The 23,133-nt window shown below is 65.1% G+C and carries 20 protein-coding genes and 1 pseudogene; 1 reads left to right on the top strand and 20 read right to left on the bottom strand.

Features of this window, described 5'->3' with window-relative positions; translation table 11 throughout:
- The first annotated feature begins 8 nt into the window (after positions 1 to 8).
- Positions 9 to 968, top strand: coding sequence for a thioredoxin-disulfide reductase (trxB, locus tag CLI93_RS01630; protein WP_095995629.1), 960 nt, complete (start codon positions 9 to 11; stop codon positions 966 to 968).
- A gap of 251 nt (positions 969 to 1,219) precedes the next feature.
- On the opposite strand, the gene dtd is transcribed toward trxB, so the two are convergent.
- From dtd to acnB, 20 genes and pseudogenes are all read right to left on the bottom strand, one after another.
- Positions 1,220 to 1,681 (bottom strand): D-aminoacyl-tRNA deacylase, encoded by a 462-nt coding sequence (gene dtd / locus CLI93_RS01635; protein WP_095541368.1) that lies wholly within the window; start codon positions 1,679 to 1,681, stop codon positions 1,220 to 1,222.
- 20 nt (positions 1,682 to 1,701) lie between these two features.
- The gene (locus tag CLI93_RS01640; RefSeq protein WP_095995678.1) at positions 1,702 to 2,772 is read right to left on the bottom strand and encodes a P1 family peptidase; all 1,071 of its coding nucleotides are present in this window, start codon (positions 2,770 to 2,772) and stop codon (positions 1,702 to 1,704) included.
- A gap of 40 nt (positions 2,773 to 2,812) precedes the next feature.
- Positions 2,813 to 4,501, bottom strand: coding sequence for a M14 family metallopeptidase (locus CLI93_RS01645; RefSeq protein ID WP_238946601.1), 1,689 nt, complete (start codon positions 4,499 to 4,501; stop codon positions 2,813 to 2,815).
- Positions 4,502 to 4,789: 288 nt separating this feature from the next.
- The gene (locus CLI93_RS01650) at positions 4,790 to 6,076 is read right to left on the bottom strand and encodes an EI24 domain-containing protein (protein WP_095995631.1); all 1,287 of its coding nucleotides are present in this window, start codon (positions 6,074 to 6,076) and stop codon (positions 4,790 to 4,792) included.
- Between the two features lie 140 nt (positions 6,077 to 6,216).
- The gene (locus tag CLI93_RS15520; RefSeq protein WP_095995632.1) at positions 6,217 to 7,041 is read right to left on the bottom strand and encodes a tetratricopeptide repeat protein; all 825 of its coding nucleotides are present in this window, start codon (positions 7,039 to 7,041) and stop codon (positions 6,217 to 6,219) included.
- A gap of 69 nt (positions 7,042 to 7,110) precedes the next feature.
- On the bottom strand, positions 7,111 to 7,584 hold the full coding sequence (locus CLI93_RS01660; protein WP_095995633.1) for a VOC family protein: 474 nt from the start codon (positions 7,582 to 7,584) through the stop codon (positions 7,111 to 7,113).
- A 28-nt stretch (positions 7,585 to 7,612) separates the two neighbouring features.
- A complete protein-coding gene (gene bioB, locus CLI93_RS01665) occupies positions 7,613 to 8,725 on the bottom strand; it encodes a biotin synthase BioB (protein ID WP_095541364.1) in 1,113 nt (370 codons plus the stop codon).
- A gap of 218 nt (positions 8,726 to 8,943) precedes the next feature.
- Complete coding sequence (locus CLI93_RS01670; protein ID WP_238945980.1) at positions 8,944 to 9,336, bottom strand: MAPEG family protein; 393 nt, start codon at positions 9,334 to 9,336, stop codon at positions 8,944 to 8,946.
- A 122-nt stretch (positions 9,337 to 9,458) separates the two neighbouring features.
- Positions 9,459 to 11,516: an acetyl-CoA carboxylase biotin carboxylase subunit gene (gene accC / locus CLI93_RS01675; protein WP_095995634.1), complete on the bottom strand. Its 2,058-nt coding sequence runs from the start codon at positions 11,514 to 11,516 to the stop codon at positions 9,459 to 9,461.
- A gap of 273 nt (positions 11,517 to 11,789) precedes the next feature.
- Positions 11,790 to 11,924 (bottom strand): annotated as a pseudogene (locus CLI93_RS15590) (DUF1016 domain-containing protein); the annotation flags it as partial.
- 110 nt (positions 11,925 to 12,034) lie between these two features.
- Positions 12,035 to 12,352, bottom strand: a complete 318-nt coding sequence (locus tag CLI93_RS01685; protein ID WP_238944916.1) for a cupin domain-containing protein — start codon at positions 12,350 to 12,352, stop codon at positions 12,035 to 12,037.
- A 22-nt stretch (positions 12,353 to 12,374) separates the two neighbouring features.
- On the bottom strand, positions 12,375 to 13,706 hold the full coding sequence (locus CLI93_RS01690; RefSeq protein WP_238946603.1) for a type II toxin-antitoxin system HipA family toxin: 1,332 nt from the start codon (positions 13,704 to 13,706) through the stop codon (positions 12,375 to 12,377).
- The gene (locus CLI93_RS01695) at positions 13,703 to 14,041 is read right to left on the bottom strand and encodes a helix-turn-helix domain-containing protein (protein ID WP_095995635.1); all 339 of its coding nucleotides are present in this window, start codon (positions 14,039 to 14,041) and stop codon (positions 13,703 to 13,705) included. The genes CLI93_RS01690 and CLI93_RS01695 overlap by 4 nt, the downstream gene beginning before the upstream one ends.
- A 93-nt stretch (positions 14,042 to 14,134) precedes the next feature.
- A complete protein-coding gene (locus CLI93_RS01700; RefSeq protein WP_095995636.1) occupies positions 14,135 to 15,667 on the bottom strand; it encodes an acyl-CoA carboxylase subunit beta in 1,533 nt (510 codons plus the stop codon).
- Positions 15,668 to 15,769: 102 nt separating this feature from the next.
- Complete coding sequence (gene meaB / locus CLI93_RS01705) at positions 15,770 to 16,846, bottom strand: methylmalonyl Co-A mutase-associated GTPase MeaB (protein WP_095995637.1); 1,077 nt, start codon at positions 16,844 to 16,846, stop codon at positions 15,770 to 15,772.
- Positions 16,843 to 17,313, bottom strand: coding sequence for a DUF4260 domain-containing protein (locus CLI93_RS01710; RefSeq protein WP_172425510.1), 471 nt, complete (start codon positions 17,311 to 17,313; stop codon positions 16,843 to 16,845). Before CLI93_RS01710 ends, meaB begins: the two co-directional genes overlap by 4 nt.
- A 10-nt stretch (positions 17,314 to 17,323) precedes the next feature.
- Positions 17,324 to 17,743 (bottom strand): type II toxin-antitoxin system VapC family toxin, encoded by a 420-nt coding sequence (locus tag CLI93_RS01715; RefSeq protein WP_095541355.1) that lies wholly within the window; start codon positions 17,741 to 17,743, stop codon positions 17,324 to 17,326.
- Positions 17,724 to 18,017 carry a hypothetical protein gene (locus CLI93_RS01720; protein WP_143326317.1) on the bottom strand — a complete coding sequence of 98 codons (294 nt, stop codon included), beginning with the start codon at positions 18,015 to 18,017 and terminating at the stop codon, positions 17,724 to 17,726. Before CLI93_RS01720 ends, CLI93_RS01715 begins: the two co-directional genes overlap by 20 nt.
- Before the next feature lie 52 nt (positions 18,018 to 18,069).
- Positions 18,070 to 20,229, bottom strand: coding sequence for a methylmalonyl-CoA mutase (scpA, locus tag CLI93_RS01725; protein ID WP_095541353.1), 2,160 nt, complete (start codon positions 20,227 to 20,229; stop codon positions 18,070 to 18,072).
- A 243-nt stretch (positions 20,230 to 20,472) separates the two neighbouring features.
- A complete protein-coding gene (acnB, locus tag CLI93_RS01730; RefSeq protein ID WP_095541352.1) occupies positions 20,473 to 23,082 on the bottom strand; it encodes a bifunctional aconitate hydratase 2/2-methylisocitrate dehydratase in 2,610 nt (869 codons plus the stop codon).
- Between the last annotated feature and the right edge of the window lie 51 nt (positions 23,083 to 23,133).

The following is a 23,133-nucleotide window of genomic DNA, read 5'->3' on the forward strand; positions in this document are numbered from 1 at the left end:
TGAAAAACATGAGCACTACCAACACATTACACGCCAAAGTTCTGATTCTCGGCTCCGGCCCGGCAGGCTACACCGCCGCCATCTACGCCGCGCGCGCCAACCTGCAGCCCGTGCTCATCACTGGCATGGCCCAGGGCGGGCAGCTGACCACCACCACCGAAGTGGACAACTGGCCCGCCGATGCCGCCGGCGTGCAAGGCCCGGAGCTGATGGAGCGCTTTCTCAAGCACGCCGAGCGCTTCAACACCCAGATCGTGTTCGACCACATCCAGAGCGTGGACCTCTCGCAGCGCCCCTTCAAACTCCATGGCGACAGCGGCAGCTATACCGCCGACAGCCTGATCATCGCCACCGGCGCTTCAGCCAAATACCTGGGCCTGCCCTCCGAACAGGCCTTCATGGGCCGTGGCGTCTCGGCCTGCGCCACCTGCGACGGCTTTTTCTATCGCGGCCAGCCCGTGGCCGTCGTCGGCGGTGGCAACACTGCCGTGGAGGAGGCGCTGTACCTCTCCAACATCGCCAGCAAGGTCGTGCTGATCCACCGCCGCGACAAATTCCGCGCCGAAGCCATCATGATCGACAAGCTGATGGAAAAGGTTCAGGCCGGCAAGATCGAGCTCAAGCTGCACAGCGTGCTCGACGAAGTCCTCGGCGATGCCAGCGGCGTCACCGGTGTGCGCATCCGCAACGTGCAGGACGACAGCACCGAGGATCTGGCCCTGCAAGGCGCCTTCATCGCCATCGGCCACGCCCCCAACACCGAGATCTTCCAAGGGCAGCTGGAGATGAAAAACGGCTACATCCTCACCCAGGGCGGGCATGAGGGCTTTGCTACGCAAACCAGCGTGCCCGGCGTGTTCGCCGCTGGCGACGTACAGGACCACGTCTATCGCCAGGCCATCACCAGCGCCGGCACCGGCTGCATGGCCGCGCTGGACGCACAGCGCTTTCTGGAACAACAGGCTTAAAAGGGCCCGCCCTCACAGTGCAGCTTGGCCGGCCTGCAACGGCGGCGGCACGCCCAGACCAGTGCCTTGGCCCGCTGTGAAAATTGCAAGCAGACTCTGACTGACGCCCGCCCCGCCCCGCCATGCTGCGGGGCGTTTTTGACGTATTGATGTTCTGGCTCTCGCAATCGGGCTGTCAGTCTGGTGATTTCCGCTGATCGGCCTCCATGCCTATGCAGACATGGCAACTGCCAAGAAGCCCTGCCTGTGCCTTATTCAGCGTCGGCAGCTGCCGGCGCAATGCGCAGGGGGATGGTCACAGGCCCGTCGTTGACCAGGGCGATTTGCATGTCGGCCGCGAAGATGCCTTGCGCCACGTCCGCGTGGCGGGCGCGAGCCTGGGCCAGCAAGTAGTCGTAGAGCTGGCGCGCCAGCTCGGGCGCTGCGGCGGCGCTGAAGCTGGGGCGGTTGCCGCCGCTGCAGTCGGCCGCCAGCGTGAACTGGCTGACCAGCAACAGCCCGCCCTGCACGTCCTGCACGCTGCGGTTCATGCGGCCCTGGGCGTCGCTGAAGATGCGCAGCTTCAGCAGCTTGTCCAGCAGTTTGTCGGCCTGTGGCCTGCCGTCGCCGTGCTCGGCGCAAACCAGCACCAGCAGCCCCTGGCCAATGGCGCCGACGGTGCGGCCATCGACCTGTACCTGGGCCTGCGCCACGCGTTGCACCAATGCCTGCATGTGCCGCTCCCTTCTTCCTTTCACTCGCCCAGCAGAGCGTGGCGCTGCGCGGCCGCCACGGCAGGGATGCACAGCTGCGCATCGGCATAGTCCTGCGCGTGCAGCACGGCCCGCAGCGTGGCCAGGGCCACAGCTTCGGCCACCATGGCGCCCAGCACCATGGTGCCGGGCGAGCTGGACGCCAGGCCGGTGGAGAGCATGAACAAGGTATCGCCGTCAGACTGCGTGTGCACGGGGGTGATGCAGCGCGCCAGGCCATCGTGCCCTTGACCGGCCAGGCGCAGGGCCTGGGGGCGGGTGAGCGGCGCATCGGTGGCGATCACGCCGATGGTGGTGTTGCTGCCAGCCAGCGCGGGCAATGGCGCCTGGCCGGCCAGCAGGGCGCGCTGTGCATCGCAAGGCTGCAGGCTGCCTGGCGCGCTGCGCGCGCCGGCCAGAATGGCGCCCCGCTCGGGGTGGCGCACGTCGCCCACGGCATTGCAGGCGATCAGCGCGCCCACGGTGACGCCGCCCACGCGCACCGAGGCCGAGCCGATGCCGCCGCGCATGGCGCGCTCCAGACCAAACATCTTGCCCACGATGGCGCCACTGCCCGCGCCCACATTGCCCTGCGCCAGCGGCGTGCGGGCGCTGGCCTGGGCCTGGGCGGCCACGCAGGCCGCATGGCCGCAGCCGGCATCGGGGCGGATGCGCGCATCGCCGATGAGCAGATCGAACAGCACGGCCGCAGGCACGATGGGCACGCGGCACACGCCAGTGTCCAGGCCCTGGCCCTGCTCTTCCAGCCAGCGCACCACGCCGCTGGCGGCGTCCAGGCCGAAGGCGCTGCCGCCGCACAAAGCGATGGCGTGGACTTTCTCTACCAGGTTGCCTGGGGCGAGCAAATCGGTCTCGCGCGTGCCGGGGGCGGCGCCGCGCACGTCCACTGCCGCAATGGCGCCCTGCCCGCCCGGCGCGGCATGGGCATGACCGGCGGCCAGCACCACGGTGCAGCCGGTGGCGCGGCCAGCCATCTGGGCGTGGCCGGCGGCAATGCCCGGCACATCGGTGATGCAGCTGGGGCGCTGCAGGCGCTGGGCCAGATCGTCCATGCCGTCCATGCCGTCCATGCGTGCGTGCTCCTGGCCGGGCTTATTCGACTTCTTCAAAGACCAGCGCGGGCGGCTCGACGACGCGCACCAGGCTGCCCAGGTCGTGCTGGATGCGGTTGGCGAAGTAGCTGTTTTGCGTGTCGGGCTCCAGCGCGGCAATGGCCAGGTTGGCCAGCGGCTGGCCCATGGGCACGTAGTAGCTGCCCGCCGGCACGGTGACGCGCTCGCGCGCCAGTTGCACTTGCACGCGCAGGATTTGCGCTTCGCTGCCCATCGGGCCGAGCACATCCTGGCGCTGGCCTTGCTCGCGGGCCGTTTCCTGGTAGCGCTCGACCTGCAGGGCGCCAGTCTCGGCCACGCGCAGCACGTTCACGCCCAGCATTTGCAAACGGGCCACGGCATCGCCTTCGCTCTGCGCCAGCAGGTAGCCGCAGGGGCGGTTGCGCTGGCGCGTGCTTTGCAGCTGCAGCGAGGATTTCCAGGGCAGCTTGCGTACCACGTCGGCGCCGGTGTTCGGATCCAGCAGCAGCACTTCCTTGTGCTCCTGCGTCTGCGCCGCCTCGATGACGACCTGGCCGCTGCAGGCCGAGGAAGCCGCCTCGCGCTCGACATAGCTCTTGACCTGTTGCAGGTGCGAGGCGCGCACGGCGGCCTGCTCCAGCACCTTGCGCACCAGCACCACATGCGTGTGCACGCGGCGCTGGATGTGGTGGCGGCCGATGCCCACGCCGCGCGTCTCGATCAGCAGGCTCACGGCGTTCTTCAGGCCGTTGACGTTGCGCCCCGTGTCCGGGCGGATGCCGCCCATGGACAACGACTGATCCTGCATGTCGCTGGAGGTCGTGAAATACCACTGCGCGCGCAAGTCGTGGCGCTTGAGCTCCTGGAACATGGGCTGCACGAACCACTCGTTCGCCGCCTTGATGGTGAAGTCGCCAATGTTGGGCGTATTGGCGTACTGCAGCATGGCGTCGTAGGCCTGCACGAGCTGGAACTTCTGCTGCACGCGCCCCATGACGCTGAACTCGTGGCTGTCCACGATGACCAGCGGCCGGTAATCGCGCACCAGCTGCGCCAGCGCGCGCGCCTCGGGCGTGCGCAGCAGCAGGTGATCGCGGTTGAGGTCGATGTCGTTGCCCAGCGCGCGCCGGCCCGCCAGCGCGCCATCGGGGTTGGCGCGCGGCACGATGATGACGTTGAGCTGATTGAGCGCCGAGGCCCACTGCCCATTGAGCAATTGCTCGGCCGCCACCAGCAGGGCTTCGCCAGCAGCCGGCTCATTGCCATGCTGCTGGCCTATGAGCAACACCGTGGGCTTGCCCGAGCGCGCAAAGCCCGCCGGATCCAGCGTCACGCCCTTGCCCACCAACAGCGCATGGATGGGCGCGCCGGCCTGCGAGCGACCAATCACCAGCGGCTGCGACGCAACGCCAGCCACAGGCCGGGCCGCCAACTGGCCCAGGAAGGACTGGATTTCCTCATTGCTGCTGAACTGTTCGCGCCCTTGCTGCAGGCCCGGCGTGGCATAGCGCACGGCCGGCTCGGCAAAGCGCGCCACCACGGCCGGGCTGTAGGGCGCTGCCGCCTCGCCCTGCACACCCATGGGCATTGCCTGGCCCGGGGGCAGACGATGCACCTGCCCGGCCTGCACGACTGTGCCCTGCTCCCACGGCGGCAAGGGCGTGCTGCTGCACGCTGCCAGCAGGCCTGCCAGCAGCGCGCTGGCCATGCCGCCCCCCAGCCTGCGGACTGCGGCGGGGGCAGTTGAAGATGATGGGGCGATGGTTCGGTTCCTTGAATGCATGGCCAACCTCTCTTTGCTTTGTTCTCGTCGGGGCTTAGAGCATGTGATGCGCTTCACGCCCCCGCGCAAAGTGCATCACACGCTCCAGAACAGATCAATGCGCCACCAGCCCCAGGGCCTCCCGTGCGGGCAGCGGCAAAACGGCCTGCGTGCGCAGGCCGGCGCAAACCATACCATAGCTGCGCACCCTGCCCAGCGGCGCCGGGCAGGCTTTCAGGCGGATGCCGAGGCGCTGGACGATCCTGGCTCCGACCCTGACTCAGCCGCGGGCGACGCGCTGGGCTGCGCAGGGGCGCTGGCCTCTGGCGGCTGTGGCGTGGGCGACTGCGGCACTGGCGTGGCCACCGCACCTGCAGCGCCTGCTGCGCCTGTCGATCCCTGGGCAGGCCGCTGCTGGGCAGACGCTGCCCCAGCATCGGACTGGGCATTGCCCAAAGGGCCAGGGGCTGCAGCGCCAGCCACGGGCGCTGGCGCAGAGTCCGCGCGGCGCGCCTCGTCAGCGGCGGCATCGGGCGTCGCACCGGGGCCGGTATCGCCCACGTCGTCAGCAGATGGCAGCGCCGGGGTGGAAGGCGGCTGGGGCGGCACAGGGCTGGGCAACGGCGGCACAGGCGGCACAGGCGGGGTCGGCGGGGTCGGCGGGGTCGGCGGGGTCGGCGGGGTCGGCGGGGTCGGCGGGGTCGGCGGGGTCGACGGCGCCATTGCCAGCGGGCCGCGCTGCGCGGCCAAGACATCCAGGCAGTAATGCGCATACCACAGCGAAGTGAGCGCAAACACCCAGGTGAACAGCCAGACGGCCAGCGGGATCAGCACCACGAAGGCCACGGCAAAGATCAGGCCCGAGGCCCAGACCACGCTGGGCGCAGCGCTGAGGAAGCCGCACAGCACGCCGATGAGCAACAGCGGCCAGCGGTGCCGGGCCATGATCTGGCGCCGCTCGGCAGGGCTGGCGTACTGCGCCAGCGCATCGAAGCTCAGGATGCGATAGGCCAGCCAGCCCCAGATCAGCGGCGGCAGCACCAGCGCCAGCGGCGGGATCAGCCACAGCACCAGCGTGGCCAGCAGCGCCATGCAGGCCATGGCGGTGGACAGCAGCGACCAGCCCAGGCTCTGAAAGAACTGGTTGCCGCCGCGCCGCTCCAGCCCCGGAAAGCGCCGCCCGGCCACATCCTTGGCCATCATCGGCGTCATGAACAGGCTCACCAGCATCAGGCTGAGCACGATCAGCAGCGGCGTGACCAGCATCACCACCAGCAGCTGGGCAAAAAACGCCGTGGCATTGGCAAAGCCCAGCTCGACCAGCCGCGCATCGAACCAGCCCCAAATGCTGCTGCCCTCCATCCAAGTAGCCATGGCAGCGGTGGCGCTGTCCCAGTACAGATAGCCCAGCAACAGGCTGGCGGCAATGATCAGCCCCAGCGGCAGCAGCGACAAGGCGATGATGCGCGGCCGAAAGCTGTCGACCAGGGCGCGCCAGAACGATTCCAGAATGCGTGTCATCTCATTCCTTTCCAAAAGCCTGTGGCGGCACTACAAAAACATACGCCAACCAGTGGCACTCCCTCGCTCTTGCTACGGCCCCAATCCGCTCGCTCTTTCTGTGCGCTCAAAAAAAGCACCGTTGCTTCATCTGATGGTGCTCAAAAACCTGCCTTGTTCAAGCGGGCGTATTCGTCGCAGCCTTCTTGAAGGCCGTTGTCACAGGCTTGGCCGAACCATTCTTTGGCTGTAGCGGTGTTTTGTCTGACGCCTTGGCCTTCGTCATACATCACCCCCAGGTTGTATTGCGCCTTCGCATGCCCCTGCTGCGCAGCTTTGCGATACCACTCCATTGCTTTGGCATAGTCCTGGCGCACACCTTGGCCTTGGTCGTACATCACTCCCAAGTTGTATTGCGCCTTCGCTTCTCCCTGGTACGCAGCTTTGCGGAACCACTCCATTGCTTTGGCGTAGTCTTGGCGCACGCCTTGGCCTTGGGCATACATCACTCCCAAGTTGTATTGCGCCTTCGCTTCCCCCTGGTGCGCAGCTTTGCGGTACCACTCCATTGCTTTGGCGTAGTCCTGGCGCACGCCTTGGCCTAGGTCATACATCACCCCCAGGTTGCGTTGCGCATCTGCATGCCCCTGCTGCGCAGCTTTGCGATACCACTCCATTGCTTTGGCATAGTCCTGGCGCACACCTTGGCCTTCGGCATAGCTCGCCCCAAGGATGAATTGCGCTTCCGCATGCCCCTGCTGCGCGGCTTTGCGGTACCACTCCACGGCCTGGGCATCGTCCTGGCGTACGCCTTCGCCTAGGTCATACATCAATCCCAAAACGTACTGCGAATGCGCATCCCCTTTTTGCGCCTCGGCCTGAACAACAGCGAATTCCGACTTCGGTTCCTCAGCCTGCACCCAGGGCGAAAAGGCCAGACTGGCCGCCAGCAGCACGGCAATGCAGGCGATGCGGTTCAGGTTCATGACGGGTTCCTTTCTTTGGCTTGAACAAAGGCACACATCAGGGCACACAAGGCCGGCCGCAAACGCCCATCACCCCAGCGCCGCAATCACCTCCGGCGGGGCCTGTACCAGTTCGATCAGCACGCCTTCGCCCGAGATGGGGAATTCGTCATTGGCCTTGGGGTGCAGAAAGCAGATGTCGTGGCCGGCTGCGCCCTTGCGGATGCCGCCGGGGGCAAAGCGCACGCCCTGGCTGCTGAGCCACTCGACGGCTTTGGGCAGGTCGTCGATCCACAGGCCAACGTGGTTGAGCGGCGTGGCGTGCACGGCCGGTTTGCCTTCGGGGTCGATGGGCTGCATCAGATCGACCTCGACCTTGTAGGGGCCCTGGCCCATGCTGAGGATGTCTTCGTCAACGTTCTCGCGCTCGCTGCGGAAGTGGCCAGTCACTTGCAGCCCCAGGGCGTCAACCCACAGCTGGCGCAGTTTGCCCTTGCTCAGCGCGCCGATGGCGATTTGCTGGATACCCAGCACCTTGAAGGGGCGTGTTGCTTGGGTGCTCATGTGTTGTTTCTCCTTGAAAGCCCTGGCGTCAGCGGGCTGCGCCTTGCTGGATGTTCAGATGGGCGTGGCTGTGGGCGTGGTGTTCGTCCTCGACCTGGGTGTGGCGGCCGTTGATGCCCAGCTTGGCCAGCAGGCGGGCGTCGTCGCCGGCCTCGGGGTTGCCGGTGACCAGCAGCTTGTCGCCGTAGAAGATGGAGTTGGCCCCGGCCAGAAAGCACAGGGCCTGCACGGCTTCGCCCAGTTGCTGGCGGCCGGCGGAGAGGCGCACGCGCGCCTTGGGCATGGTGATGCGGGCCACGGCGATGATGCGCACGAAGTCCAGCGGATCGACGGGGTCGGAATCGGCCAGCGGCGTGCCAGGCACGGGCACCAGGCTGTTGATGGGCACGGATTCGGGGTAGGGATCGAGGTTGGCGAGCTGCGCGATCAGCCCGGCGCGGTGCACGGGCGCCTCGCCCATGCCGATGATGCCGCCGCAGCAGACGTTGATGCCCGCATCGCGCACGGCCTGCAGGGTGTCGAGGCGGTCCTGGTAGTTGCGGGTATCGACCACCGATTCGTAGTATTCGGGCGCTGTGTCGAGGTTGTGGTTGTAGTAATCCAGCCCGGCGGCGCGCAGGGCCTTGGCCTGGTGCGGCTGGAGCATGCCCATGGTGGCGCAGGTTTCCATGCCCAGGCCTTTGACGGCGGCAATCAGCTCGACGACTTTTTCGATGTCGCGGTCCTTGGGCGCGCGCCAGGCTGCGCCCATGCAAAAGCGGGTCGCGCCCGCGTCCTTGGCGGCCTGGGCGGCGGCGCGCACTTCGTCCACGGCCATGAGCTTTTGCGCCTTCACGCCCGTGTCGTACTCCGCCGATTGCGGGCAATAGCCGCAGTTCTCGGGGCAACCGCCGGTCTTGACCGACAGCAGCGTGGCCAACTCCACATCGCCCTTGGGCCAGTGTTGGCGGTGCACGGTCTGGGCCTGGTAGAGCAAGTCCATGAAAGGTAAATCCAGCAGTTGCTGGACGGCCTCCACGCTCCAGCGCTGGGGCTTGGCATCGGCTGGCGTTTTTTTGCTGCGCGGCGTGTGAAAGACCAGTGGCTGGCCGCCATCGAACTGCGCAGCGGGGGCCTCAAGTGGTGTGGTGTAGTTTTCCATCTCCGTCCTTTTTCTCATGGCCGCGCCCGCGGCGGGGCGCAGCCTCCGGTGTGCGTTGCAATGCGTTGTGCTGCATTCAGAGGCCGCCTGTGCCAGCGGCCTGCAGCCCGGCCTGATTGTTCTTCGCCTGGGCCACTCTGGCACGAGCCAGTGCGCCAGATGGGTCGCACTTCATGCCAAAGCGCAGGCCAATCGCCATTGGAGCCCCCCCCAAAAAATCACGCCGGCTGGCGCAACAGCGCCCCGGCCAGCGCTGCCAGCAGCAGCACCATGTTGGGGATGACGCTGAGCAAAAAGCCGGGCGCGCGACTGGCCGGATCGGCCAGGTACTGGCGGCAGTACAGCAGCCGCCCTGCCAGGTAGACCACTCCGATGGCAGCGATCACGGCATTGGGCCAGTACAGGCTGGCAATCAGCAATGCGGGCAGAAAGCACACCAGCTGCTCCAGCGTGTTCATCTGCACGCGCAACGCGCGCTCGAACATTTCATGCCCGGTCATGGCCGGCGCCTTGACGCCGTACTTTGCACGCATGCGGCCCACCAGCGCGCCAAAGGCCAAAAACTGGGCGATGGCCAGCAAGGCGACGATGTGTACATAGTTCATGTTCATGGCGATTCTTCCCCCCAAGCAGGCAATGGCCCTGGGCACAGCCGCAGGGCACAGGGCGCAAGGCGCTGCGGCATGGCCTGGTGCGCAAGCCATGCCGCATGCCCATGCAGGTCAGCGGTGCATCACTCGAATTCGAGGATCACCTGGTCCACGGCCAGCGACTCGCCCTTGCTGGCGACGACCTTGCTGACCACGCCATCCTGCGCGGCAAACAGCACATTCTCCATCTTCATGGCCTCGATCACCGCCAGGCGCTCGCCGGCCTGCACCTTCTGGCCAGGCTCGACCTCGACGTTGACCAGCAGCCCCGGCATGGGCGAGAGCAGGAACTTGGACAGATCGGGCGGCGCCTTGAAGGGCATGAGGCGAAACAGCTCGGCGCGGCGCGTGGACAGCACCATGGCCTCGATCTGGCGTCCGTTGTGGCTGATGCGCAGCGCCAGCGGGCTCTTGCCCACGCCGCGCTCGATCTGCGCCGTGAAGGGCTGGCCGTTGACCATGCCCTGCACCGCCACCTGGTGGCCCAGCACAGTCTGCGCCTGCAGCTCGTAACGCTTGCCGCCGATCACGACCACGGCCTTGTCGTCCTGCTCGTGGTCGTACTGCTCGACCAGCGCATCCACGTAAGTGTGCTGGCCCTGGCGCGCATCGAGCTCAACGACGACGAACTCCTTGCCCACGCGCACTTCCTGGCCGGCAAACTGGCCGGAGATGCGGCTGGCGCGGTCGCGGAAACGCAACGTCGTCCACACCGCCAGCGCCTGCAAGAATTCAGGCTCATCGTGGCGCACATCCTCGGCGCGGAAGCCTTCGGGGTAGTGCTGGGCGATAAAGCCGGTGTTGAAGTTGCCCGAGACGAAATCCGGGTGCGACAGCAGCGCCGCCTGGAACGGGATGTTGCTGCTGATGCCGCGGATGACAAAGCCGTTGAGCGCCTCGCGCATACGGGCAATGGCGTCCGCGCGATCCTTGCCATGCACGATGAGCTTGGCGATCATGGAGTCGTAGTACATCGGGATCTCGCCGCCCTCATACACGCCCGTGTCCACGCGCACGCCCAAATCCGTGCTGGCCTGGCCCTGGAACAGGTTTTGCGCAGGCGGGGCAAAGCGCACCAGCCGCCCGGTAGAGGGCAGGAAGTTGCGGAACGGATCCTCGGCGTTGATGCGGCACTCGATGGCCCAGCCCTCCAGCTTCACATCGGCCTGGGTGAAGGCGAGTTTTTCACCGGCGGCCACGCGGATCATTTGCTCCACCAGATCCAGCCCGGTGATGCACTCGGTCACCGGGTGCTCCACCTGCAGGCGGGTGTTCATCTCCAGGAAGTAAAAGTCCTGGTTCTTGCCCACCACAAATTCCACCGTGCCCGCGCTCTGGTACTTCACCGCCTTGGCCAGCGCCACGGCCTGCTCGCCCATGGCCTTGCGGGTTTCGGCGCTGATAAAGGGCGAAGGCGCTTCCTCAATCACCTTCTGGTGGCGGCGCTGGATGGAGCACTCGCGCTCGTGCAGGTAGACCACGTTGCCGTGCGCATCGCCCAGCACCTGGATTTCGATGTGGCGCGGCTGCTCGACGAATTTCTCGATGAACACGCGGTCGTCGCCAAAGGAGTTGCGCGCCTCGTTGCGGCAGGACTCGAAGCCTTCCAGCGCCTCCTTGTCGTTGAAGGCCACGCGCAGGCCCTTGCCGCCGCCGCCGGCGCTGGCCTTGATCATCACCGGGTAGCCAATGCCCTTGGCGATTTCCACGGCCTGCTCGGCAGTGTCGATCGGATCGTTGTAGCCGGGGATGGTGTTGACCTTGGCCTCGTTGGCCAGCTTCTTGGAGGCGATCTTGTCGCCCATGGCGGCAATGGCCTCGTATTTGGGGCCGATGAAGGCGATGCCGTTTTCCTCCACCTTGCGCGCGAACTCCTCGTTCTCGCTCAAGAAGCCATAGCCGGGGTGGATGGCCTCGGCCCCCGTGGCTTTGGCCACTTCGATGATCTTGTCGCCCAGCAGGTAGGACTCGCGCGAAGGCGGCGGCCCCAGGCGCACGGCCTCGTCGGCCATTTGCACAAAGCGCGCCTCCTTGTCGGCGTCGGAATACACGGCCACGGTGGCAATGCCCATTTTCTTGGCCGTGGCAATGACGCGGCAGGCGATTTCGCCGCGGTTGGCGATCAAAATTTTCTTGAACATGTGCGATGGGCCTTTCAGCTAATGACTGACGTGGAAGCGACGAAATCGCCTGCCTGCGCTGCGCGCAGCAGGCCATTGGGTGAAACGGTGTTTTTGCCGCGGTTGGCGATGAGGGTTTTCTTGAACATATGCGATGGGCCTTTCAGCTAATGACTGGCGTGCGGGCGACTAAATCACCTGCCTGCGCTGCGCGCAGCAGGCGGTTTGATAAAGCCGCGTTTTCGTCGCGGTTGACAATGGGGATTTTCTTGAGCATGCACGGTTTATTTCCTGAAAGGTGTATTCGTCTTTCACGGCCAGCTTGGCCTGCGCGCGCAAGTCCGCAGTCAGCGTCTGGTCGAAATTGGTCTGGCCGAGCAGCGATTTTTCGTAGCTCTGGCTGTCGATCTGGTGGGCAAGCACGTTTTTTAAGGCCGGGTAATCCTGCGCGGCGGCGCTCATGCGCTTGGTCCCGTGTTTGCGCGCTGCGGGTGCTGGGGACGGCAAGGCCGCCTTGATCGCACTGGCTTGCGGAATGCTCACACGCTGCCTTCCTTCTCGATCACGAGAATGCGCGCCTGGCCCCTGGGGTGCGCCACGTGCTCGGCGCCGATGCCGGCGTAGAAGATATCGCCCGCTTGCAGGTGCGCCACGTGTTCCTGACCGCCTTGGCGGTAGTGCATGTCTACCGCGCCGTCCATGACGGCAAAGACTTCTTCACCGTCGTTGACGTGCCAGATGTAGGGCTGGTCGGTCCAGTGCAGCTTGACGGTCACGCCGTTCATGCTGGCAATGGGCAGGCTGCCCCAGGGGCGGTCGGCGCTGAAGTCGCGGCTGCGGATGGTTTGGGTGTTCATCATGGTAGGAACAAATTGGGCTTCAGTGGCTTTGCACCGCCTGCCACACCGGCGTCAAGGCTGCGCGCATCTGCTGCATCGTCGTGGCGCGGATGGGTAAGTCCTGCAAAAGATCAGGCGCCGGTTGCAGGGCTTGCAGCCAGTGCTCAATGACGCGCTCGGCGTCCTTGGGCTTGATGCCGCCTTGGCGCGCCACTTGCAGCAGCTGGCGGCGACCGGGGGTGCGGCCTTCGCCGGCTACGCTGGTGCTGTGCTCGGCGCCGGGGCCGTGGCTGAACGTCATGTCGAACGCGGGCGAGAGGCGCCAGCGGCCATCGGCGTCCATCAGGTAGGCAAAGTTCTTGGCGTGGTCGTCGCGGTTGTGGGTGAGCACGTTGAACACGCAGCGCTCGAACGCCTTGAGGGTTTCGCGGTAATCGCCCGTCAGGCGCGCGGTAGCCAGCAGAACGGTGCTGTAGTCCAGCGCAGGCAGGCGGTGGTCGGCGTGCAGCGCGGCGGCCAGGCTGAGCATGGGCACGCGCACTTCAGCGCCGCTGCCGGGCAGGCGCAGGCGGTCGAAGCGCCGCACGCCAAAGGCGGCGTGGCCGCCAGCCAGCGCGAAGTGGCGCGGCTCGGGCATGTCCATGCCGCCAGCGCGCGCCAGGCGGGCGTACAGCGTTTCGATGGCGCAAACCTCGCGGTGCTCTCCCCATGCGGGGAACTTGATCAGCCAGGGTTCGCCCTGGGCCTGGGCGGCTGACGCATCGGACGTGACAGGCGTGTCGGCCATGAAACGCGCTGCCTCTGGCATCCAACGCAGCAAGGCCTTGGGGCGTGCGCCCTGGGGCGAGCCGCCCACCAGCAGCAGGCGCTGCAACTGGGCCTCGGGCGTGGCATCCGGCCCTTCTTCCACGCTGGCCAGCAGGCTTTGCACGTCGCGCGCCAGCGCGGCCAGGCTGAGGCCTGCGGGCAAAGGCTCGGCCAAAGGGTGCGCAGGCTCGAAAGACCATGCGCCCATGGTTGATTCGCCCACCATGGCCAGACGCTCCAGCACGGACACGGCGCGCGGATCGCGCCCCTGGCGGCGCAGGGCGCGATCCATCAGCAGCATGCCCCAGCCGTCGGGCAGCGCATCGGCAATGAAGCCTGGCAAACCGTGCGCATGGGCCGGCCCGGTCAAGGCCGCAGGCGCAGCGCCCGCACGCGGCAGAGGCGCGTGCAGGGGCGAGAACTCGCGCCCGCGCTCAATGGCCTCGCGCGAATACTCAAACAGCAGGCGGCCACCCACCTGCGCCAATTGCCCGGCCAGCCAGCGCTCGCCCCAGCCGCCATAAAAGACGTTCAGGCGCGTGATGGGCGACAGGCTCAGGTTCATGCACCCGCTCCGCCAGATGCGCCAGGTGCGCCCCGCGCGCGCTTGCTGGCGCGCTGGCGCCGGGCGGCGGCGGCCTGCTGCTCGGCCTGGGCGATGGTTTGCGGCACGTGCACGAACAAGGCATCGAGCGCCTGCGCCACCTGCAAGGCCTGCGCCACGCGCACCAGCAGCTCCAGCGAGGCCTGGCCCGAAGCCTCCAGCCGCCGGATGGACGACAGCGAAGCGTCGGCCATCGCGGCCAACTCCTGCTGCGAGATGTTGCGCGCCAGCCGCAGCGCGCGCAGGCGCTCGCCCAGCGCTTGGCAGACCGATTCGGGGGGAGTCAGAGACAACATGCAATGCACAATCCATATCAATTGTCCAAATATGAGCGATTGAGCTCATTTTATGCACTCTACCGCTCATATCAGAACCATTGATTGAAGCCATTACAGCGGAATGTTGTCGTGCTTTCGCCAGGGGTTGTCCAGCTGCTTGTCCTTGAGCATGGTCAGGCTGCGGCAGATGCGCTTGCGGGTTTCGTGCGGGTGGATGACGTCGTCGATGAAGCCGCGCGCGCCTGCAACGAAGGGGTTGGCAAAGCGGGCTTTGTATTCGGCCTCGCGGGCGGCGAGTTTTTCCGGGTCGTTCTTGTCCTGGCGGAAGATGATTTCCACCGCGCCCTTGGCGCCCATGACGGCGATTTCGGCGTTGGGCCAAGCCAGGTTGACGTCGCCGCGCAGGTGCTTGGAGGCCATCACGTCGTAGGCGCCGCCATAGGCTTTGCGGGTGATGACGGTGATCTTGGGCACGGTGGCCTCGGCGTAGGCAAAAAGCAGCTTGGCGCCGTGCTTGATGATGCCGCCATATTCCTGCGCGGTGCCGGGCATGAAGCCGGGCACGTCCACGAAGGTGACGATGGGGATGTTGAAGGCGTCGCAAAAGCGCACGAAGCGCCCGGCCTTGATGCTGCTCTTGATGTCCAGGCAGCCGGCCAGCACCAGCGGCTGGTTGGCGACGATGCCCACGGTCTGGCCGTTCATGCGCGCCAGGCCGATGACGATGTTCTTGGCGTAGTCCGGTTGCAGCTCGAAGAAGTCGTCGTTGTCCACGACTTTGAGGATGAGCTCCTTGATGTCGTAGGGCAGGTTGGGGTTGGCAGGCACCAGGGTGTCGAGGCTGTAGTCCATGCGGTCGGCCGGGTCGCTGGTGGGGCGCACGGGCGGTTTTTCGCGGTTGGACAGCGGCAGGTAGTTGTAGAGCCTGCGCACCATCATCAGGGCTTCGACATCGTTCTCGAAGGCCATGTCGGCCACGCCGCTCTTGCTGCTGTGGGTGAGCGCGCCGCCGAGTTCTTCGGCGGTGACTTCTTCGTGGGTGACGGTTTTGACGACTTCGGGGCCGGTGACGAACATGTAGCTCGAATCCTTGACCATGAAGATGAAGTCCGTCATGGCCGGCGAGTACACGGCGCCGCCTGCGCAGGGGCCCATGATGACGCTGATTTGCGGGATGACGCCCGAGGCCAGCACGTTTTGCTGGAACACGTCGGCATAGCCGCCCAGCGAGGCCACGCCTTCCTGGATGCGCGCGCCGCCCGAATCGTTCAGGCCGATGACCGGGGCGCCGACCTTCATGGCCTGCTGCATGATCTTGACGATTTTCTCGGCATGGGCCTCGGAGAGCGCGCCGCCGAAGACGGTGAAGTCCTGGCTGAAGACGAACACCAGGCGGCCGTTGATCATGCCGTAGCCGGTAACGACGCCGTCGCCGGGGATTTTGGTGTCCTGCATGCCGAAGTCGGAGCAGCGGTGCTCGACGAACATGTCCCATTCTTCAAACGTGCCTTCGTCGAGCAGCAGCTCGATGCGCTCGCGCGCAGTCAGCTTGCCCTTGGCGTGCTGCGCATCGATGCGCTTTTGCCCGCCGCCCATGCGGGCCTGGGCGCGTTTTTCTTTGAGTTTTTCAACGATGTCTTGCATGGTCTTCCTTTGGGTCGATCGAATGGCTTGCGGCTGGAGCCCCCAGGGCGGCAACCGCGCATTGTCTACGGTTTGCGCACACTGCCATGGCAGTGTGCGGCGCTATGAAGAGGCCGGGCGATCAGCGCCCGCGCTCTCTGAGGTGTTGTCTGCGGCCTTGGCCACCGTGGCGGTCGAGGCAGCGCCATAGGCGTCGAGCAGCTGGCGCGCCGCTGTGGAGGCTGCCAGCTGACCGCCCAGCACTTGCTGCTGCAGCTGCGGCAGGCGCTGGCGCACAGCCTCGTGTTGGCGGAAGGCGAGCTTGAGGCCGGCGTCGATGCGCTCCCACATCCAGGCCATGTTCTGGCGCTGGCGGCGCTGGGCCAGTTCGCCATTGTCGGTCTGCAGCTGGCGGTATTCGCTCACTGTGGCCCAGAAGTTCTCCACCCCTTGGCCTAGCAAGGCGCTGATCTGGATCACCTTGGGCGACCAGTGCCGCCCATCGTGCTGCTCGGCCGTGCCGTGCATGCCCAACAGCCGCAGCGATGAAGTGATTTGCGCCTGCGCCCGCGTGGCTGCTTTGGGGTCGATGTCGGCCTTGTTGATGACCACCAGGTCGGCCATTTCCATCACGCCTTTTTTGATGGCCTGAAGATCGTCGCCCGCGTTGGGCAGTTGCAGCAGCACGAACATGTCGGTCATGCCCCAGGCGGCGGTTTCGCTTTGGCCCACGCCGACGGTCTCCACAATCACCACGTCGTAGCCCGCAGCCTCGCACACCAGCATGGCCTCGCGGGTTTTTTCGGCCACGCCGCCCAGGTTGCCGCCGCTGGGGCTGGGGCGGATGTAGGCGCGCTCGTTGACGGAGAGCTTTTCCATGCGCGTCTTGTCGCCCAGGATGGAGCCACCCGAGACGCTGGAGGACGGATCGATGCTGAGCACCGCCACGCGGTGGCCTTGCTCAATCAGGTGAATGCCCAGGGCCTCGATGAAGGTGGACTTGCCCACGCCCGGCACGCCGCTGATGCCCAGGCGCAAGGCTTTGCCGGTGTGAGGCAGCAGTTGCGTGAGCAGCTCATCGCCCTGCGCCCGGTGGTCAGCGCGGGTGGATTCCAGCAGCGTGATGGCCTTGGCCATGGCGCGGCGTTGCTGCGCGGCGTTGCCGTGCAGGATGTGATCCTGCATGAGGGTATTCATCATGCCCGCTCCTCTTGAGCCCGCTTTTTCCCCAAGCCGCGCAAGCCGATGACACCCAAGTGCGTCACATGAAAGCCTAGCCCGTATTTCAGGCCGTAGCCCAATGCGCGGTCAAAGCAGGCATGAGCAAACCAGATCAGGCTGGCTTGCAAGAGCACGGGCATATTCCAAGCCAACGCCATCACCCCCAGCAGCGCAGCGCCTATGGTGTTGTGGGTCAGGTTATAGAGCCAGGCCGCGTAATGCGCATTGCAGAAGAGGTAAGCCAGCAAGGCCACATCCGGAAGCAAAAAGTACAGGGCAAACTTGCCCCAGGCAAAGTCCATATGAGCATAGAGCCCGAGCGCCAGCAACAGGCCCGTGAGTGCCTCCCAACGCAGCCATGCTGTGATTGGCGGCGCGACAGCATATTGAGCGCCTCGAATTTCTTGCATGTCAAAGTTCTCTTCTCGTGCCAAAGGAATGCGCATGGCAGACGCCTCACAAAATCTCGAACGCCCGCCCATCGGGCAGCCGATAGCGTGAAAAATCGCGCTTGTCCAGCGTCATGATGCGGGTGATGCCCGTATCAGCCGCCAGCCAGTAGAGCGACGCATCGGCCAAGTCCATCTCGGTGCGGGGGCGCTCGGTGTAGCGCCGCATCAGCGGCACAAAATCCAGCAATGCCTCCTGGCCGAATGGGAAGACCGAGACCGCCCCCTCGCCCAGCCAGTTGAGCATGTCAAAGCGCTGCGGCGGTGCCAGCAGATAGCTGGCTTCCACTACGCAAGGCCAAGTGGTGGAGAGCACCCAGCGCTCCAGACCGGCGAGCTCCAGCAGGTCGCGGTAGCGCTCACCGTGGGGCTGGCCCGGGCCAAAAAGGGCCACCAGGGCGCTGGCGTCAATCAAGGCTGATGCCATGCTTGGCTTTCAGCTTGGCGATCAACGCGGCGCGCGCGGCCTCGGTGTCGTAGGGCACGCCAGGCTCAGCCACGAAAGCCTGGGCCAGTCTTTGCGCATCAGGATCCTGTGCAGACTCAGCTTTCACCTTGAGAAAAAGCTGATACGGGTCCTTGCGCCCCAGCGCACGCTCTACCGCGTCGATGATGAATTGCGACTTGGTGATGCCTTTGCGCTGAGCGGCCAGCTCCAGCTCTTTTTCCAGCAGCGGTTCCATGCGAACAGATACGGCCATGATGCAACTCCCAAAAGATCAATTGCCGTATTACTGTATCACGAGAGCCACTTCAACCCTCAAGGGCCACGGCTTTCCTGATTTGCTCCAACACGTCCTTGGCGCTGGCCGGGATGGGGGTGCCCGGGCCATACACGCCTTTGACGCCTGCCTGGAACAGAAAGTCGTAGTCCTGCGCCGGGATCACGCCACCGACGAAGACGATGATGTCGTCTGCGCCCTGTTTTTTCAGCTCGGCAATGATGGCCGGCACCAAGGTTTTGTGGCCTGCAGCCAGGGTGGAGACGCCCACGGCGTGCACGTCGTTTTCAATGGCCTGGCGCGCGCACTCTTCGGGGGTCTGGAACAGCGGGCCCATGTCCACGTCGTAGCCCAGATCGGCAAAGGCCGTGGCCACCACTTTGGCGCCTCGGTCGTGCCCGTCCTGCCCGAGCTTGGCAATCATCACCCGCGGGCGGCGGCCTTGTTCTTCGGCAAATTGGTTGATTTCCTGCTTGAGTTTTTCCCAGCCTTCGGCCGAGTCGTAAGCGGCAGCGTACACACCAGTGACCTTTTGCGTATCGGCGCGGTGGCGCCCAAAGACTTTTTCCAGCGCATCAGAAACCTCGCCCACCGTGGCGCGCAGGCGGATGGCTTTGATGGACAAATCCAGCAAGTTGCCTTGGCCGCTCTCGGCCGCGGCGGTGAGCGCATCCAACGCGGCCTGCACGGCAGCGCTGTCGCGGGTTTCGCGGATTTTTTTCAGCCGCGCGATCTGGCCATCGCGCACTTTCATGTTGTCGATTTCCAGGATTTCGACCGGGTCTTCCTTGGCCAGTTTGTATTTGTTGACGCCGACGATCACGTCCTTGCCGCTGTCGATGCGCGCTTGTTTTTCAGCGGCGGCGGCCTCGATCTTGAGCTTGGCCCAGCCTGAATCGACCGCTTGCGTCATGCCGCCCATTTGCTCGACTTCTTCAATGATGGCCCAGGCAGCATCGGCCATGTCTTGGGTGAGCTTTTCCATCAGGTAGCTGCCCGCCCAGGGATCGACCACGCTGGTGATGTGCGTCTCTTCTTGAATAATGAGCTGGGTGTTGCGCGCAATGCGGGCGGAGAATTCCGTGGGCAGGGCAATGGCCTCGTCCAGCGCGTTGGTGTGCAGACTTTGCGTGCCGCCGAAGACGGCCGCCATGGCCTCGATGGTGGTGCGCACCACGTTGTTGTAGGGGTCTTGCTCGGTCAGCGACCAACCCGAGGTCTGGCTGTGCGTGCGCAGCATCAGGCTCTTGGGGTTCTTGGGGTTGAACTCCTTCATGATGCGGCACCACAGCAGGCGCGCGGCGCGCATCTTGGCGATTTCCAGGTAGAAGTTCATGCCCACCGCCCAAAAGAAGGACAGGCGGCCGGCAAAGGCGTCCACGTCCATGCCCTTGGCCAGTGCGGTCTTCACATACTCCTTGCCGTCGGCCAGCGTGAAGGCCAGCTCCAGCGACTGGTTGGCGCCCGCCTCCTGGATGTGATAGCCGGAGATGGAGATCGAGTTGAACTTGGGCATGTTCTGCGCCGTGTACTCGATGATGTCGCCGATGATGCGCATGGACGGCTTGGGCGGGTAGATGTAGGTGTTACGCACCATGAATTCTTTGAGGATGTCGTTCTGGATCGTGCCCGCCAGCTGATCCTGCGAAACGCCCTGCTCCTCGGCCGCCACCACGTAGCCGGCCAGAATCGGCAACACCGCACCGTTCATGGTCATGGAGACCGACACCTTGTCCAGCGGAATGCCGTCGAACAGGATTTTCATATCCTCGACCGAATCGATGGCCACCCCGGCCTTGCCCACGTCGCCCGTCACGCGCGGGTGGTCGGAGTCGTAGCCGCGGTGCGTGGCCAAGTCGAACGCCACGGAAACGCCCTGCCCGCCTGCAGCCAGCGCCTTTTTATAGAAAGCGTTGGATTCTTCCGCCGTGGAAAAGCCCGCGTACTGGCGGATCGTCCAGGGGCGGCCAGCGTACATGGTGGCCTGCGGCCCGCGGATGAACGGCTCCAGCCCCGGCAGTGTGTTCGTGTAGGGCAAATCCTTGGTGTCCTCAGCCGTGTACAGGGGCTTGACGACGATGCCATCGGGCGTGGTCCAGTTCAGGTTCTGCCAATCACCACCGGGCGCGGTCTTGTTGGCGGCTTTTTCCCAGTCGGAAATACTGTGTGACTTGAATTCAGAAGTACTCATGGGCTTTCCAAAGGACGGCAGGGTCAAACAATTCGTAACCCGCCGAGTGTACAAGCAAGCATCCGCAGCCATTTCAAATTCTGGGCAGGGCAAACTCCAATCCCTGGCGCCTGTCAAGCTCCTACTTCAACAGCGTGGTGCTGCGCAAGCCCCCCCGCCAAAGCAAAAAAACGGCACCACAACGCGGTGCCGTTTTTACTTCAGTGATCACGCAAAAACATCAAAGCGTGCGGGATGTGACCGTTAGGGATGTTGCTCCAGCGCGTTCTTTACGCCTTCGGCCACTTCCGCATACTCGGGAATTTCGTTGAAATTCATGTAGCGGTACACGCTGGCCTTGTCGGCGTCGATCACGCCCATTTCCTTGAGGTATTCCTCGGGCGTGGGCAGGTAGCCCAGGCGCGAGGCGATGGCGGCCAGCTCGGCGCTGCCCAGGTAGACGTTGGTGTTCTTGCCCAGGCGGTTGGGGAAGTTGCGCGTGCTGGTGGAGATCACCGTCGCGCCCTCGCGCACCTGCGCCTGGTTGCCCATGCACAGCGAGCAGCCGGGCATTTCGGTGCGCGCGCCAGCGGTGCCGAAGGCGGCGTAGTGGCCTTCCTTGATCAGCTCGTTCTGGTCCATCTTGGTGGGCGGGGCCACCCACAGCTTGACGGGGATGTCGCGTTGGCCGCCCAGCAGTTTGGCCGCGGCGCGGAAGTGGCCGATGTTGGTCATGCACGAGCCGATGAAGGCTTCGTCGATCTTCTCGCCCGCCACTTCGGAGAGGAACTTGGCGTCGTCTGGGTCGTTGGGGCAGCAGACGATGGGCTCCTTGATCTCGTTCATGTCGATCTCGATCACGGCGGCATATTCGGCGTCAGCGTCGGCTTCCAGCAGCTCGGGCTTGGCCAGCCATTGCTCCACTTTCTCGATGCGGCGCGCCAGGGTTTTGGCGTCCTCGTAGCCATCGGCGATCATGTTTTTCATGAGCACGATGTTGGAGGTCAGGTACTCGATGATCGGCTCTTTGTTGAGCTTGATGGTACAGCCGGCGGCCGAGCGCTCGGCGGAGGCGTCGGAGAGTTCAAAGGCTTGTTCCACCTTCAGGTCGGGCAGACCTTCAATTTCCAGGATGCGGCCGGAGAAGATGTTTTTCTTGCCGGCCTTGGCCACCGTCAGCAGCCCGGCCTTGATGGCGTACAGCGGGATGGCGTGCACCAGGTCGCGCAGGGTGACGCCCGGTTGCAGCTCGCCCTTGAAGCGCACCAGCACGCTCTCGGGCATGTCCAGCGGCATCACGCCAGTCGCTGCGCCAAAGGCGACCAGGCCGGAGCCTGCGGGGAAGCTGATGCCGATCGGAAAGCGCGTGTGCGAGTCGCCGCCCGTGCCCACGGTGTCGGGCAGCAGCAGGCGGTTGAGCCAGGAGTGGATCACGCCGTCACCCGGGCGCAGGGCCACGCCGCCGCGGTTGCTGATGAAGGCGGGCAACTCGCGATGCGTCTTCACATCGACCGGCTTGGGGTAAGCGGCGGTGTGGCAGAAGGACTGCATCACCATGTCGGCGGAAAAGCCCAGGCAGGCCAGGTCTTTGAGCTCGTCGCGGGTCATGGGGCCGGTGGTGTCCTGGCTGCCCACGGTGGTCATGCGCGGCTCGCAATAGGTGCCGGGGCGGATGCCCTGGCCTTCGGGCAGGCTGCAGGCGCGGCCCACCATTTTTTGCGCCAGCGTGAAGCCCTTGCCGGTATCGACCGGGGCCTTGGGCAGGCGGAATTCGGTGGAGGCGGGCAGGCCCAGGGCCTCGCGCGCCTTGGCCGTGAGCGAGCGGCCGATGATGAGGTTGATGCGACCGCCGGCCTGCACTTCGTCCAGCAGCACTTCGCTCTTGAGCTGGAAGTCGGCGATCTTCTGGCCGTTTTTCTCGATCTTGCCCTCGTAGGGGAAGATGTCGATCACGTCGCCCATTTCCATCTGGCTCACGTCCACCTCGATGGGCAGCGCGCCGGAGTCTTCCTGCGTGTTGAAGAAGATGGGCGCGATCTTGCCGCCCAGCGTGACGCCGCCAAAGCGCTTGTTGGGCACGAAGGGGATGTCCTGACCCGTGGCCCAGATCACGCTGTTGGTGGCGGACTTGCGCGACGAGCCGGTGCCCACCACGTCGCCCACGTAGGCGACCAAGTGGCCTTTCTTCTTCAGGTCCTCGATGAACTGGATGGGGCCGCGCTTGCCGTCTTCCTCGGGCTTGAAGGCCGCGTCAGGCCGGGTGTTTTTCAGCATGGCCAGGTAGTGCAGCGGGATGTCCGGGCGGCTCCAGGCGTCGGGCGCGGGCGAGAGGTCGTCGGTGTTGGTCTCGCCGGGCACCTTGAACACGGTGACGGTGATCTTCTCCTCCACCTTGGGGCGGCTGGTGAACCACTCGGCATCGGCCCAGCTTTGCATGACTTCCTTGGCCTTGGCGTTACCGGCCTTGGCTTTTTCGGCCACGTCGTTGAAGAAGTCGAACATCAAGAGCGTCTTCTTCAGCGCCTCGGCGGCCACGTCGGCCACTTCGGCGTCGTCCAGCAGCTCGATCAGCGGGTGCACGTTGTAGCCGCCCACCATGGTGCCCAGCAGCTCGGTGGCCTTGGCCTTGGAGATCAGGCCAACCTGCACGTCGCCATGCGCCACGGCGGCCAGGAAGCTGGCCTTGACCTTGGCCGCATCGTCCACGCCCGGCGGCACGCGGTGCGTGAGCAACTCCATCAGGAATTCTTCTTCACCTGCTGGCGGGTTTTTGATGAGCTCGATCAGCTCGGCAGTCTGCTTGGCGTCCAGCGGCAGCGGCGGGATGCCGAGCGCGGCGCGCTCGGCGGCGTGTTGGCGGTACTCATTGAGCATGTTTTTTCTCCTGGGGCTATTGATCGGTTTCGTTTTAGGTTGTGCTTGGGC

The organism is Vandammella animalimorsus (genome assembly GCF_002288875.1).
Lineage (GTDB): Bacteria > Pseudomonadota > Gammaproteobacteria > Burkholderiales > Burkholderiaceae_C > Lampropedia > Lampropedia animalimorsus.

What these genes read in the sequence shown, in the direction of transcription:
- trxB (WP_095995629.1), top strand. Translation starts at nt 9, where the DNA reads ATGAGCACTACCAACACATTACACGCCAAAGTTCTGATTCTCGGCTCC.
- dtd (WP_095541368.1), bottom strand. Translation starts at nt 1,681, where the DNA reads ATGCAGGCATTGGTGCAACGCGTGGCGCAGGCCCAGGTACAGGTCGAT.
- CLI93_RS01640 (WP_095995678.1), bottom strand. Translation starts at nt 2,772, where the DNA reads ATGGACGATCTGGCCCAGCGCCTGCAGCGCCCCAGCTGCATCACCGAT.
- CLI93_RS01645 (WP_238946601.1), bottom strand. Translation starts at nt 4,501, where the DNA reads ATGGCCAGCGCGCTGCTGGCAGGCCTGCTGGCAGCGTGCAGCAGCACG.
- CLI93_RS01650 (WP_095995631.1), bottom strand. Translation starts at nt 6,076, where the DNA reads ATGACACGCATTCTGGAATCGTTCTGGCGCGCCCTGGTCGACAGCTTT.
- CLI93_RS15520 (WP_095995632.1), bottom strand. Translation starts at nt 7,041, where the DNA reads ATGAACCTGAACCGCATCGCCTGCATTGCCGTGCTGCTGGCGGCCAGT.
- CLI93_RS01660 (WP_095995633.1), bottom strand. Translation starts at nt 7,584, where the DNA reads ATGAGCACCCAAGCAACACGCCCCTTCAAGGTGCTGGGTATCCAGCAA.
- bioB (WP_095541364.1), bottom strand. Translation starts at nt 8,725, where the DNA reads ATGGAAAACTACACCACACCACTTGAGGCCCCCGCTGCGCAGTTCGAT.
- CLI93_RS01670 (WP_238945980.1), bottom strand. Translation starts at nt 9,336, where the DNA reads ATGAACATGAACTATGTACACATCGTCGCCTTGCTGGCCATCGCCCAG.
- accC (WP_095995634.1), bottom strand. Translation starts at nt 11,516, where the DNA reads ATGTTCAAGAAAATTTTGATCGCCAACCGCGGCGAAATCGCCTGCCGC.
- CLI93_RS01685 (WP_238944916.1), bottom strand. Translation starts at nt 12,352, where the DNA reads ATGAACACCCAAACCATCCGCAGCCGCGACTTCAGCGCCGACCGCCCC.
- CLI93_RS01690 (WP_238946603.1), bottom strand. Translation starts at nt 13,706, where the DNA reads ATGAACCTGAGCCTGTCGCCCATCACGCGCCTGAACGTCTTTTATGGC.
- CLI93_RS01695 (WP_095995635.1), bottom strand. Translation starts at nt 14,041, where the DNA reads ATGTTGTCTCTGACTCCCCCCGAATCGGTCTGCCAAGCGCTGGGCGAG.
- CLI93_RS01700 (WP_095995636.1), bottom strand. Translation starts at nt 15,667, where the DNA reads ATGCAAGACATCGTTGAAAAACTCAAAGAAAAACGCGCCCAGGCCCGC.
- meaB (WP_095995637.1), bottom strand. Translation starts at nt 16,846, where the DNA reads ATGATGAATACCCTCATGCAGGATCACATCCTGCACGGCAACGCCGCG.
- CLI93_RS01710 (WP_172425510.1), bottom strand. Translation starts at nt 17,313, where the DNA reads ATGCGCATTCCTTTGGCACGAGAAGAGAACTTTGACATGCAAGAAATT.
- CLI93_RS01715 (WP_095541355.1), bottom strand. Translation starts at nt 17,743, where the DNA reads ATGGCATCAGCCTTGATTGACGCCAGCGCCCTGGTGGCCCTTTTTGGC.
- CLI93_RS01720 (WP_143326317.1), bottom strand. Translation starts at nt 18,017, where the DNA reads ATGGCCGTATCTGTTCGCATGGAACCGCTGCTGGAAAAAGAGCTGGAG.
- scpA (WP_095541353.1), bottom strand. Translation starts at nt 20,229, where the DNA reads ATGAGTACTTCTGAATTCAAGTCACACAGTATTTCCGACTGGGAAAAA.
- acnB (WP_095541352.1), bottom strand. Translation starts at nt 23,082, where the DNA reads ATGCTCAATGAGTACCGCCAACACGCCGCCGAGCGCGCCGCGCTCGGC.